Source organism: Rhizobium sp. Leaf453 (assembly GCF_001425605.1).
Taxonomy (GTDB): domain Bacteria; phylum Pseudomonadota; class Alphaproteobacteria; order Rhizobiales; family Rhizobiaceae; genus Pararhizobium.
In genome coordinates, this window is sequence record NZ_LMRG01000012.1 from 451806 (window position 1) to 464745 (window position 12940).

At 61.2% G+C, this 12940-nt stretch carries 10 protein-coding genes; 9 read left to right on the plus strand and 1 reads right to left on the minus strand.

Annotated elements, in window-relative coordinates:
• The first annotated feature begins 86 nt into the window (after positions 1-86).
• From ASG68_RS15640 to ASG68_RS15680, 9 genes are all read left to right on the plus strand, one after another.
• Positions 87-986 carry an N-acetylmuramic acid 6-phosphate etherase gene (locus ASG68_RS15640; protein ID WP_062581931.1) on the plus strand — a complete coding sequence of 300 codons (900 nt, stop codon included), beginning with the start codon at positions 87-89 and terminating at the stop codon, positions 984-986.
• Positions 987-1040: 54 nt separating this feature from the next.
• Positions 1041-2300, plus strand: a complete 1260-nt coding sequence (locus tag ASG68_RS15645) for an ABC transporter substrate-binding protein (RefSeq protein WP_062581933.1) — start codon at positions 1041-1043, stop codon at positions 2298-2300.
• Between the two features lie 345 nt (positions 2301-2645).
• Positions 2646-3596, plus strand: a complete 951-nt coding sequence (locus ASG68_RS15650; RefSeq protein ID WP_062581935.1) for a carbohydrate ABC transporter permease — start codon at positions 2646-2648, stop codon at positions 3594-3596.
• Between the two features lie 13 nt (positions 3597-3609).
• The gene (locus ASG68_RS15655; protein ID WP_062581937.1) at positions 3610-4449 is read left to right on the plus strand and encodes a carbohydrate ABC transporter permease; all 840 of its coding nucleotides are present in this window, start codon (positions 3610-3612) and stop codon (positions 4447-4449) included.
• Complete coding sequence (locus ASG68_RS15660; protein WP_062581939.1) at positions 4449-5504, plus strand: Gfo/Idh/MocA family oxidoreductase; 1056 nt, start codon at positions 4449-4451, stop codon at positions 5502-5504. Before ASG68_RS15655 ends, ASG68_RS15660 begins: the two co-directional genes overlap by 1 nt.
• A gap of 63 nt (positions 5505-5567) precedes the next feature.
• Positions 5568-6569, plus strand: coding sequence for an ABC transporter ATP-binding protein (locus ASG68_RS15665; RefSeq protein ID WP_062581940.1), 1002 nt, complete (start codon positions 5568-5570; stop codon positions 6567-6569).
• Between the two features lie 249 nt (positions 6570-6818).
• Positions 6819-8117, plus strand: coding sequence for an efflux RND transporter periplasmic adaptor subunit (locus ASG68_RS15670; RefSeq protein WP_082554021.1), 1299 nt, complete (start codon positions 6819-6821; stop codon positions 8115-8117).
• Between the two features lie 11 nt (positions 8118-8128).
• Positions 8129-11269, plus strand: a complete 3141-nt coding sequence (locus ASG68_RS15675) for an efflux RND transporter permease subunit (protein ID WP_062581942.1) — start codon at positions 8129-8131, stop codon at positions 11267-11269.
• A gap of 49 nt (positions 11270-11318) precedes the next feature.
• Complete coding sequence (locus tag ASG68_RS15680; RefSeq protein ID WP_062581943.1) at positions 11319-11951, plus strand: TetR family transcriptional regulator; 633 nt, start codon at positions 11319-11321, stop codon at positions 11949-11951.
• 2 nt (positions 11952-11953) lie between these two features.
• Here ASG68_RS15680 and purU read toward each other — a convergent pair whose 3' ends face one another.
• The gene (purU, locus tag ASG68_RS15685) at positions 11954-12808 is read right to left on the minus strand and encodes a formyltetrahydrofolate deformylase (RefSeq protein ID WP_062582405.1); all 855 of its coding nucleotides are present in this window, start codon (positions 12806-12808) and stop codon (positions 11954-11956) included.
• Positions 12809-12940: the final 132 nt, after the last annotated feature.

The window sequence follows — 12940 nt, forward strand, 5'->3', positions numbered from 1 at the left end:
TAGAATTTTTCTTTATTCGGAAGTTAATTTTTCCTAGACAATTGGTATTTTTTTGGCATTAATTTGCGGCGAGGGAGATTGAGCGAATGCCGTCAGCGAAGACCGAAGAGCGCCACGACAAGGCAATGGGACTGGATGTGATGCATCCAGCGCTCGCGCTTCGTCTGCTCGCATCGGGTCAGCAGGCCGCCTCGAAGGCGGTGGATGCGGCAATCGAACCCCTGTCCGCTGCTGCCGCAATCGCCGCCGATGCACTCGCCGGCGGAGGGCGCCTGGCCTATGCCGGAGCCGGTAGCTCCGGCCTGATGGCCATGGCAGACGCTCTGGAATTGCCGGGCACCTATGGTATCGCGCTCGACAAGGTCGTGGTTCTGCTGGCCGGTGGTGCCGCAAGCCTGACCGATCTCGCGGGCGGCTATGAGGACGATATGGAACTGGCGCGCAAGGATGTGCGCGACGCCGGTATCGGCAAGGGTGATTGTCTGATCGCGGTCTCCGCCAGCGGTTCGACGCCCTATGCGCTTGCGGCCGCCGACGAGGCGCGTGAGCGCGGTGCAAGGGTCATCGCGATGGCCAACAATCCCGGCGCGGTCCTTTTCCAGAATGCCGAAGTCTCGATCCTCTTGCAGACGCCGCCCGAGGTCATCTCCGGATCGACCCGCATGGGCGCCGCGACCGCCCAGAAGATCGCCTTCAACATGTTTTCGACGCTGGTCGGCATTCATTTGGGCCATGTCCATGACGGGCATATGGTCAACCTGAAGGCCGACAATGCGAAACTGCGCGGCCGCGCCGTCCGCATCGTCTCGGATATTGCCGGGATCGGTGCCGCCGAGGCTGGTCGTTATCTCAACACGTCATCGGGTTCGGTCAAGATCGCCATTCTTCTTGCTGCTGGGGCAAAAGATGTGGCCGCGGCGGAAGCCGCGCTCACCGAAGCCGGTCAAAACTTGCGTCGCGCCCTGTCTCTGGTCGCGCCGCATTGATGTCCAAGGGTTCCAAAACCGCGCCAGACCGGCGCATATAAAAGGGAGAACGTAATGACCCGCACTACCTTGAAAGGCTTGCTGCTTGCATCCAGCATCCTCGGCTCCGCCGGGCTGGCGCATGCGGAGGACGTCACGCTGACGATCGAAAGCTGGCGCAACGACGACTTGACCATCTGGCAGGAAAAACTGATCCCGGCCTTCGAAGCGAAGAACCCGGGTATCAAGGTCGTCTTCGCCCCGACCGCGCCGACCGAGTACAACGCAGCGCTCAATGCCAAGCTTGATGCCGGCTCTGCAGGCGATCTCGTTACCTGCCGTCCGTTCGACGCTTCGCTCGAACTCTACAACAAGAAGCATCTGGCCGACCTGACCGGTCTTGCCGGTATGGAAAACTTCTCGCCGGTGGCCAAGGCCGCCTGGACGACGGACGATGGCGCAGCCACGTTCTGCGTTCCGATGGCGTCGGTTATCCACGGTTTCATCTACAACAAGGATGCCTTCGACAAGCTCGGCATCGCGATCCCGGCAACCGAAGCCGACTTCTTTGCGGCCCTCGACAAGATCAAGGCTGACGGCACCTATATCCCGCTCGCCATGGGCACGAAGGATCTCTGGGAAGCCGCCACCATGGGCTACCAGAACATCGGCCCGACCTACTGGAAGGGTGAAGAAGGCCGCGCAGCCCTGATCAAGGGCGAGCAGAAGCTGACCGATGCCGATTGGGTCGAGCCCTACAAGGTTCTCGCCAAGTGGAAGGACTATCTCGGCGACGGTTTCGAAGCCCAGACCTATCCGGACAGCCAGAACCTCTTCACGCTCGGCCGCGCCGCCATCTATCCGGCCGGCTCGTGGGAAATCGGCCTGTTCAATACGCAGGCCCAGTTCAAGATGGGCGCCTTCCCGCCGCCGGTCAAAGCTGCTGGCGACGCTTGCTACATCTCGGACCACAACGACATCGGCGTCGGCCTGAATGCCAAGAGCGCGCATCCGGAAGAAGCCAAGAAGCTTCTCTCCTGGATCGCTTCGCCCGAATTCGCCGACATCTATGCCAACTCGCTGCCGGGCTTCTTCAGCCTGAACTCGACGCCGGTCGCGATGAAGGACCCGCTCGCCCAGGAATTCGTTTCCTGGCGCGAAAAGTGCAAGCCGACGATCCGCTCGACCTACCAGATCCTGTCGCGCGGCACCCCGAACCTCGAAAACGAGACCTGGGTTGAATCGGCCAACGTGATCAACGGCACCGATACGCCGGAAGTTGCTGGCGAGAAGCTGCAGAAGGGCCTCGACAGCTGGTACAAGCCGGCGAAGTAAGTTTGGTCTGCTAACAGGTTGGGGTTTGCCCCTCACCCTAGCCCTCTCCCCGCTTGCGGGGAGAGGGGACTAACAGAGTTTGTGGCTCCTCCCTTCTGCCCGTTCCGACGGGGAGAAGGTGCCCGCCCCTTGATAGTGAGGGAGGGTCGGATGAGGGGCGGCACTCGGCGCAGGATGTTCCAATGCGAAAAAGCAGGGCATCCAGCCGAAAACATGTAATCTGAAATCACATCCTGCCAGCGCCTCTGGGCCTGCTGGCAATGGCATGCGCGGCGGGGACCGGCGGCGCAGAGCCTTGCCGCATAGGCGGCAATCGACGAAGAACGGGTCGGAGCGGCAGAAGCCATGAGCAGCGCCATATCGTCTGAGGACACAATCGGAATTCCGGCGCGGCCGAAACGCTGGCATATCCTTGTCTTCCTGTTGCCGGCCTTCATCGTCTATTCGGCCGTGATGATCCTGCCGCTGATCGAAACGCTGCGCTTGTCGCTGTTCAACACGGTGGACGGACAATCGACCTTTGTCGGTCTTCACAATTTCCAGGTCCTGTTCGGGGACGAGCGCTGGGCCGCCGACTTCTGGCGGGCGCTGAAGAACAACTTCATCTTCTTTGCCATTCACATGCTGGTTCAGAATCCGCTCGGCATCGCGCTTGCCGCCATGTTGTCGATCCCGAAACTCAGGCTCGCGGCCTTCTACCGCACGGCGATCTTCATGCCGACGATCCTGTCCTTCGTCATTGTCGGCTTCATCTGGAAGCTGATCCTGTCGCCGATCTGGGGCATCACGCCGTTCTTCATGGATCTCGTTGGCCTGAAAGCCTTCTTCGGCCCATGGCTTGGAAAACCCGGCTCGGCGCTGATCGCGGTGTCGCTGATCTCCGTCTGGCAGAATGTCGGCATTCCCATGATGCTGATCTATGCAGCCCTTCTCAACATCCCCGATGAGGTCATCGAGGCGGCCGAATGCGACGGGATCACCGGCTGGAGCCAGTTCTGGAAGATCAAGCTGCCGCTGGTGCTGCCGGCCATCGGCATGGTCTCGATCCTCACCTTCGTCGGAAATTTCAATGCCTTCGACCTGATCTACACGGTGCAGGGCGCCCTGGCGGGGCCGGACGGATCGACTGATATCCTCGGCACGCTGCTTTACCGCACCTTCTTCGGCTTCCAATTGCAGCTGGGTGACCGCTCCATGGGCGCGACCATCGCCACCGTGATGTTCCTGATCATCCTCGCCGGCGTCTCGCTTTATCTTTTCGGCATCCAGCGGCGCGTCCGCCGCTACCAGTTCTAACGGAGGACGCACCATGTCAAAGGCACGTATTTCGCCGCTGCGCTCCAGCTTCGTCCACCTGGCCCTTGCCGGCTATACTGTGGTGGCACTGTTCCCGGTCGTCCTGACCATCCTCAATTCGCTGAAGGACAAGAACGCGATCTTCCGCACGCCGCTGCAGCCGCCGACGGCCGAGACCTTCAGCCTGATCGGTTACACGACCGTGCTGAAGCAGGGTGATTTCATCGGCTATTTCCAGAACAGCCTGATTGTCACCGTCATCTCGATCTTCTTCGCGCTGCTGTTCGGCGCCATGGCCGCCTTCGCGCTTTCGGAATATCGTTTCCGTGGCAATACGCTGATGGGACTGTATCTGGCGATCGGCATCATGATCCCGATCCGGCTCGGCACGGTCGCCATCCTGCAGGGCATGGTTGCGACCGGTCTCGTCAATACGCTGACGGCGCTGATCCTCGTGTATACCGCGCAAGGCCTGCCGCTGGCGATCTTCATCCTGTCGGAGTTCATGCGAACGGTATCCGACGATCTGAAGAATGCCGGGCGCATCGATGGCCTGTCGGAATATGCCATCTTCTTCCGCCTCGTGCTGCCGCTGGTCCGCCCGGCCATGGCGACGGTCGCCGTCTTCACCATGATCCCGATCTGGAACGACCTCTGGTTTCCGCTGATCCTGGCGCCCGGCGAAGCCACCAAGACGGTCACGCTCGGCAGCCAGGTGTTCATCGGCCAGTTCGTCACCAACTGGAACGCGGTGCTTGCCGCCCTGTCGCTGGCAATCTTCCCGGTTCTCATCCTCTACGTCATCTTCTCGCGGCAATTGATCCGCGGCATCACCGCAGGAGCCGTCAAGTAATGGAAAAGCCCGTTCGTGTCCTCGTCGCCGGCCTCGGAAACATGGGTCGCAGCCATGCGCTCGCCTATCACAACAATCCCGGTTTCGAGATCGTCGGCCTCGTCAATCGCTCCAAGCCGACACTGGCGCCGGAACTCGGCGGCTACGAAATCCATCCGGATTTCGAGGCGGCGCTGAAGGCGCTGAAGCCGGATCTCTGCTCGATCTGCACCTATTCCGACAGCCATGCCGATTATGCCGTCATGGCGTTCGAGGCCGGCTGTGACGTGTTCATCGAAAAGCCGTTGGCGACAACGGTTGCCGATGCCGAGCGTGTCGTGGCCGCAGCGAAGAAAGCGGACAAAAAGCTCGTCGTCGGCTATATCCTGCGCCATCATCCATCCTGGGTGCGCCTGATCGCCGAAGCGCGCAAGCTCGGCGGTCCCTATGTTTTCCGCATGAACCTCAATCAGCAGTCCTCCGGTCCAACCTGGATGACGCACAAGTCGCTGATGGAAACCACGCCGCCGATCGTCGATTGCGGTGTTCATTATGTCGACGTCATGTGCCAGATCACCGATGCGAAGGCCGTCGAGGTGCGCGGCATGGGCCTGCGCCTGTCGAATGAAATCGCTGCGGACATGTACAATTACGGTCACCTGCAGGTGATCTACGAGGACGGCTCGGTCGGCTGGTATGAGGCAGGCTGGGGACCGATGATTTCGGAAACCGCCTTCTTCGTGAAGGACGTGATGTCGCCGAACGGCGCGGTCTCGATCGTCATGGATCCAAACGCGAAATCTGACGATATCGACACCCATACGAAGACGGCCGTCATCCGCGTGCACAGGGCCGAAACCGGCGCGGACGGCAAGTTCGTGCACAAGGACGAAGACCTGAAGATGGACGGAGAGCCGGGCCACCAAGAACTCTGCGACCGGGAACAGGCCTATGTGCTGAAGGCCATCACCGAAAATCTCGACCTCGAACGGCATATGAACGACGCCGTCCAGTCGCTGCGCATCTGCCTTGCGGCCGATGAGAGCGTGCGGACGGGCCAGCCGGTCAAGTTTTAATCCGATGACTGCCCTCCCGAAACAGGGTGGGGCACGAACGACAACGACAGTAAGGGGCCTCTCGTGGGATCACTGAATCTGAAATCCATTCGCAAGGCCTTTGGCAATCACGAAGTCCTGAAGGGCATCGATCTCGAGGTGAAGGACGGCGAGTTCGTCATCTTCGTCGGGCCGTCCGGTTGCGGCAAGTCGACACTGCTGCGCGTCATCGCCGGCCTTGAGGATGCGACCTCCGGCAGCGTCCAGATCGACGGGCAGGAAGTCATCACCACGCCGCCCGCCAAGCGCGGTATCGCCATGGTCTTCCAGTCCTATGCGCTCTATCCGCACCTGACAGTGAAGGACAATATGGGTCTGGGTCTCAAGCAGATGGGCGCGCCCAAGGCCGAGGTCGATGCCAAGGTCGCCAAGGCATCGAACATGCTGTCGCTGGAACCCTATCTCGCCCGGCGGCCGGCCGAACTGTCCGGCGGCCAGCGTCAGCGCGTTGCCATCGGCCGCGCCATCGTGCGTGAACCGAAACTGTTCCTGTTCGATGAGCCGCTGTCCAACCTCGATGCGGCACTGCGCGTCAACACCCGCCTGGAAATCGCCCGGCTGCACCGCAGTCTCAAGGCAACGATGATCTATGTTACCCATGACCAGGTCGAGGCGATGACGCTCGCCGACAAAATCGTCGTGCTCAATGCCGGTCAGATCGAGCAGGTCGGTTCGCCGATGGAACTTTACAACAAGCCGGCCAACACCTTCGTCGCCGGTTTCATCGGTTCGCCGCAGATGAACTTCATCGAGGCAGGCAAGCTGGGCGACACGGAAGCCAAGACAATCGGTATCCGCCCGGAGCACATTACCCTGTCGCGCGAAAGCGGCGACTGGAAGGGCAAGGTCATCCATGTCGAGCATCTGGGTGCCGATACGATCCTCTACCTCGAAACCGAAGTAACCGGGCTCCTGACGGTGCGTCTGTTCGGCGAGCACAAATACGAAGTCGACGATGTCGTTTATTCAACGCCCAACAAGGCGGCGATGCACCGTTTCGGTGCCGACGATCGGGTTCTGCGATAGGTTTGGGACCTGATTTATAACCGAACGTTGATGCTCGTTGTCGTTTGGTAACGTTTTATTGTGCAGCGCATCATCGACTTGCACGCCCGGAAAAATTAACATACGACTGTGTTTGTATAATTGATGCGGCAAGCCGGATGGCAACAACGACCTGTCGCATCATATTGATTTTTCCGAATTTCCAGCCGTGGCTGACGTCTCTTCCCAGGACGATCGCCTTGAGGCTGGCCTTTGCGCGTGGAACCGAAAATGCGGATGAACCGACCGATACTGGCTGCAACCGTGGCTGCCCTGCTTGTTCTCTCCGGCTGCCAGGAAGGCGAGGGCGAAAAGCAGGCCGCGCCGTCCTATCCGCCGCCGCAGGTCTCAGTGATTACCACCAAGACCGAAGATATCCCGATCACCAACGACCTGCCGGGCCGTATCGCCCCGACGCGGATCTCCGAGGTCCGCCCGCGTGCGACCGGCATCGTCATCGAGCGTGTGTTCGAGCAGGGCTCGATCGTCAAGGAGGGCGACGTGCTCTACCGCATCGATCCAGCCTCCTTCCAGGTTCAGGTCGAGAGTGCCGAAGGCACGCTGCGTCGCGCGCAGGCCGTCCAGCTACAGGCGCGTCAGGCGGCTGAGCGCCAGGAACAGCTGCGCAAGTCCGGCGTGGCCACGGGCCAGAATTTCGATGATGCCGTGGCCCAGCTGGCGCAGGCGGATGCGGATGTCGCGATCGCAGAGGCTGGTCTCGCAACGGCCAAGCTCAATCTGCAATACACCAACGTAACCGCGCCGATTAACGGCCGCATCGGTCGTGCTCTGATCACCGAAGGTGCGCTTGTCAGCGCCAACGGCTCGGAAAACCTCGCGACGATCCAGCAGCTCGATCCCGTCTACGCCGACTTCACCCAGTCTGCGACGGATCTCATCCGTCTGCGCAAGTCGCTGCAGGCCAGCGCTTTGGCGGATGGCAAGAAGGAAGCCAAGGTCAACCTGATCATGGACGACGGCAGTGCCTATGCGCATGCCGGAAAACTGCTGTTTTCGGAAGCGGCCGTTGATGAAACCACCGGTCAGGTGACCCTGCGCGGCGAATTCCCCAATCCGGACGGCGATCTTCTGCCGGGCATGTATGTGCGCGTGCTGATCGAGCAGGGTATCGAAAAGAACGCCATTGCCGTGCCGACGCAGGCCGTCCAGCGCGACACGTCGGGTGTTGCGCAGGTCTACGTCGTCAAGGACGACAAGACGGCCGAATTGCGCACGGTCTCGGCCGGCCAGGTGCTCGGCGATCAGTGGGTGATTCGCGACGGCCTGAAGGCTGGCGAGAAGGTCATAGTCGAAGGGTTCCAGAAGGTACGGCCCGGCGCGCCTGTCGAGCCGACGGACTGGAAGGCCGGGGCAGCGCAGCCGGCTGACGGAAAGCCGGCGGAAGCCAAGGAAGGCGGTGCGAAGCCGGCGGCTGAGGCAACCGGCGCAGACAAGCCCGCGGATGGCGCCGCCAAGCCGGCCGAGGAAGCAAAGCCTGCTGACGCCAAGCCCGCCGAACAGGCGAAGTGAGGACCTGATCGATGCCCAGTTTCTTTATCGACCGGCCGATCTTTGCGTGGGTCGTCGCGCTTTTCATCATGATCGCCGGCATCATCGCACTGCCATTGCTGCCGATTTCGCAATATCCGAACGTCGCGCCGCCGCAGATCTCGATCAACACCAGCTATCCCGGCGCCTCATCGGAAGAGACCTATCAGAGCGTCACGCGGCTCATCGAAAATGAGCTGAACGGCATCGAAGGCATGCAGTATTTCTCTTCCACGTCGAGTGCGGCGGGAAGTGTCTCGATCAACGTGACTTTCTCTCCCGGCACGGATTCCGGCGATGCGTCGATCGACGTCCAGAACCGCGTTCGCCGCGTCGAGGCGCGCCTTCCCGATGCCGTGCGCCAGCAGGGCATCGAGGTCGAGGAGGCCGGTTCCGGCTTCCTGATGATCGTCGCGTTGACGTCTACGGACGGTTCCATGGACGCGGTTTCGCTGGGAGATTATCTCAGCCGCAACGTGCTCAACGAGATCCAGCGTGTCGAAGGCGTCGGCCGGGCGCAGATGTTCGCGACAGAGCGCGCCATGCGCATCTGGCTCGATCCGGACAAGATGCGTGGTCTCAACCTGACGGCCGGCGACATCAATTCGGCGATCACCGCGCAGAATGCCCAGGTTGCATCCGGCAGCATCGGCGCCCAGCCGAACCCGATCACGCAGCAGATCAGCGCGCCCGTGCTGATCAAGGGACAGCTGACCTCGGCCGAAGAGTTTGGGGCGATCATCCTGCGTGCCAATCTCGACGGATCGACGGTGCGCCTGCGCGACGTCGCGCGCATCGAGATCGGTGGCCAGGATTACAGCTTCTCCACCCGACTGAACGGCAAGCCATCCGCCGCTATCGGTGTGCAGCTGACACCGACCGGCAACGCGCTGGCCACGTCCACGGCCATCAAGGCGCGCATGGACGAACTGGCCGCCTTCTTCCCGGCAGGCGTCGAATATTCGGTTCCCTACGATACGTCGCCCTTCGTGGCGATCTCGATCGAGAAGGTTCTCCATACCCTGCTCGAAGCCGTGGCGCTGGTGTTCCTGGTGATGTTCCTGTTCCTACAGAACATCCGCTATACGATCATTCCCACGCTGGTCGTGCCGGTGGCGCTGCTCGGCACCTGCGCGGCCATGCTCGCCATGGGCTTCTCCATCAACGTTCTGACCATGTTCGGCATGGTTCTGGCCATCGGCATTCTCGTCGACGATGCGATCATCGTCGTCGAAAACGTCGAGCGCATCATGTCCGAGGAAGGCATCACGCCGAAGGCTGCCACCAAGAAGGCTATGAAGCAGATCACCGGTGCTGTCATCGGCATCACGCTGGTTCTGTCGGCGGTGTTCATCCCAATGGCCTTCTTCCCAGGTGCGGTCGGCGTCATCTACCAGCAGTTTTCGCTGACCATGGTCGTGTCGATCCTGTTCTCGGCGCTTTTGGCTCTGACGTTGACCCCGGCGCTGTGCGCCAGCTTCCTGAAGCAGGTTCCGAAGGGCCATCACCACGCCAAGCGCGGCTTCTTCGGCCTGTTCAACCGCGGCTTCGACAAGGCGTCGCATGGATATAGCGGCTGGGTCTCCGGCATGGTGACGCGCACCTGGCGCTTCATGCTGATCTATGTCGTGCTGCTCGGCGGCCTTGGCTACCTGTTCCTGCAGCTGCCGTCGTCCTTCTTGCCTGACGAAGACCAGGGTTTCGTCATCGTCTCGATGCAGCTGCCGTCGGAAGCGACCGGCAACCGTACCACCGAGGTCATCGAGCAGACGGAAGCCATCTTCAGCAAGGAACCGGCCGTCGAACGCATCATCGCCATCAGCGGTTTCTCGTTCTCCGGTACCGGCCAGAATGCCGGCCTCGCCTTCGTGACGTTGAAGGACTGGGCCGAGCGCGGACCGAGTGATGTTGCCTCTGTTATCGCCGGCCGGGCATCGGGCGCCATGTCCCAGATCAAGGATGCGATCAGCTTTGCGCTGTCGCCGCCGCCGATCCAGGGTCTTGGCACCTCGAACGGGTTCGAATTCCGCCTGCAGGATCGCGGCGGCCAGGGGTCTGCAGCCCTTGCGGCGGCGCGTGATCAGCTTCTGGGCCTTGCGGCGCAGAGCCAGGTCATTTCGGGTGTTCGCGTCGACGGCCTGCCGGATGCGGCGCAGGTCAACCTGATCATCGATCGTGAAAAGGCCAACACATTCGGCGTTGCCTTCGCGGATATCAACTCGACGATCTCGACCAATCTCGGCTCGTCCTATGTCAACGACTTCCCGAATGCCGGACGCCTGCAGCGCGTGACGGTTCAGGCCGACGAGAACCGGCGCATGCAGACAGCCGATCTCTTGAAGCTGAACGTGCGCAACTCGAATGGCGGCATGGTTCCGTTGTCGGCTTTCGCCAGCGTCGAATGGACAAGTGGCCCGACCCAGACGGTTGGCTATAACGGTTACCCGTCCGTGCCGATCAGCGGCCAGGCCAATGCGGGCTATTCTTCCGGTGAAGCGATCACGGAAATGGAGCGTCTCTTCTCGCAACTGCCCCCCGGCTTCGGCTATGAATGGACGGGCCAGTCACGCGAGGAAATCGCTTCGGGCACCCAGGCACCGCTGCTGGTGGCGCTCTCCTGCCTATTGATCTTCCTGTGCCTTGCCGCCCTCTACGAAAGCTGGAGCATTCCGGTTGCAGTGATGATGGTGGTGCCGCTCGGCGTCATCGGTGCGGTTCTCGCCGTCACGTTGCGAGACATGCCGAACGACGTGTACTTCAAGGTCGGCCTGATCGCGATTATCGGCCTGTCGGCCAAGAACGCCATCCTGATCATCGAGTTCGCCAAGGAGCAGATGGAGGCCGGAAAGCCGCTTCTGGACGCGACCATCGAAGCGGCGCATCTGCGCTTCCGGCCGATCCTGATGACCTCGCTCGCCTTTACCCTGGGCGTGCTGCCGTTGGCGATCGCCACCGGCGCAAGCTCGGGCAGCCAGCGCGCCATCGGTACCGGCGTCATGGGCGGCATGATTTCGGCGACGATCCTCGCGATCTTCTTCGTTCCGGTGTTCTTCGTCTTCATCATGAAGCTTTTCCGCCGGACGACGCTGAAGCCGATCGGGGCAGAGGAAGCCGCGCCGACACCGGCTGAATAAGGAAAGCGGCCCGCCGAAAGGCGGGCCTTTTTCAAAAGGGGAGAGCGCCATGCGCAGGACAAAGGCCGAGGCGGAAGAGACACGCAGCAGCATCCTCCATGCTGCCGAGCGGGTATTCTTCGAAAAGGGCGTTTCCAATGCGTCGCTCGACGATGTCGCCAAGGCAGCCGGCGTCACGCGTGGTGCCATCTACTGGCATTTCTCTAACAAGACCGATCTCTTCCTCGAACTCTACAACACCGTCTCGCTGCCGCTGGAGGACATGGTCGTTCGTGATACCGAGCAACCGGCCTCCGAAGTGCTCGGGGTCATCGAGGCATCTGCCGGCAACTGGCTGGACGATCTTGCAGCGGACGAGCACCGGCAGCGCATCTTCACCATTCTCCTGCGTTGCCCCTATGACGAGGATCTCATGCCGGTGCTGGACAAGCAGCGGGAGGTCGATGACCGTCACACGGTCATGCTCGACAATGCCTTTGACCGGGCGAGAAACGAAGGCTTCCTCAGCGGCAACTGGACGCCGCAATCGGCGACAAAGGCGTTACGCTGGATGATGGAAGGGCTGTGCAGCGAATGGCTGCTGTTCGGCCGCCGCTTCGATCTGGCGGCCGAGGGCAAGGAAGGACTGAAGCGGCTGTTCGACAGTTTCCGCCCGGCTCCAGTCGCCATCGCTTCGGCTTGAGCCTACTGGAAGACGATGGTCTTATGGCCGTTCATCATGACGCGGTTTTCCAGATGCAGCTTGACGGCGCGGGCAAGCACCCGGCTTTCGATGTCGCGCCCTGTGGCGACAAAATCCTCGGCCGTCATCGCATGGGTCACGCGCTCGGTTTCCTGCTCGATGATCGGGCCTTCATCCAGATCCGGCGTGACATAATGGGCGGTCGCGCCGATCAGCTTGACGCCGCGTTCATAGGCTTGGTGATAGGGCTTGGCGCCCTTGAAGCTCGGCAGGAAGGAATGGTGGATGTTGATCGCCTTGCCGTACAGCCGCTTCGACAGATTGTCGGAAAGAACCTGCATGTAGCGGGCAAGGATCACCAGGTCGGCGCCGGTTTCCTGGACAAGCTGTAACAGCTTTTCTTCCTTCTCCGCCTTGTTCTCCTTGTTCACCGGCCAACAGTAATAAGGGATGCCCTCCAGTTCCGCGGTGCGCTGGCTGTCATTGTGGTTGGAGACGATTGCCACGACCTCGGCATTCAGCCAGCCGACACGGGTCTGGTAGATCAGATGCAGCAGGGCATGGTCGAATTTCGAGACGAGGATGAGGATGCGCGGCTTGCGGCCGCCATCGGTGATGCTGATCTTCATGCCAAAACGATCGACCGGGGCTTTCAGCGCCCGCTCCAGATCGTCGCGTGACGTCCCCGGGGGAACCTGGAAGGCGATGCGCATGAAGAACTGGTTCGACTGCATGTCGCGATACTGGTTGCTTTCGGCGATGTTGGCGCCGGCTGCGGCGAGTTCCGTCGTGACCGCTGCGACGATGCCGGGCTTGTCGTCGCAGGACAGGACGAGGATGAAAGTCTGCAATGCCATGATGTCCTCCCAGAAGATGTGTGGCCGGAGGATCACGATTCCATCTGGCCGACGCATGCCCGGTATCGACGGGACACCACGGCGGCAAGGGGTTTGCCCGGAGCGCGCATCCCTTTCTATCATCCTGACGGA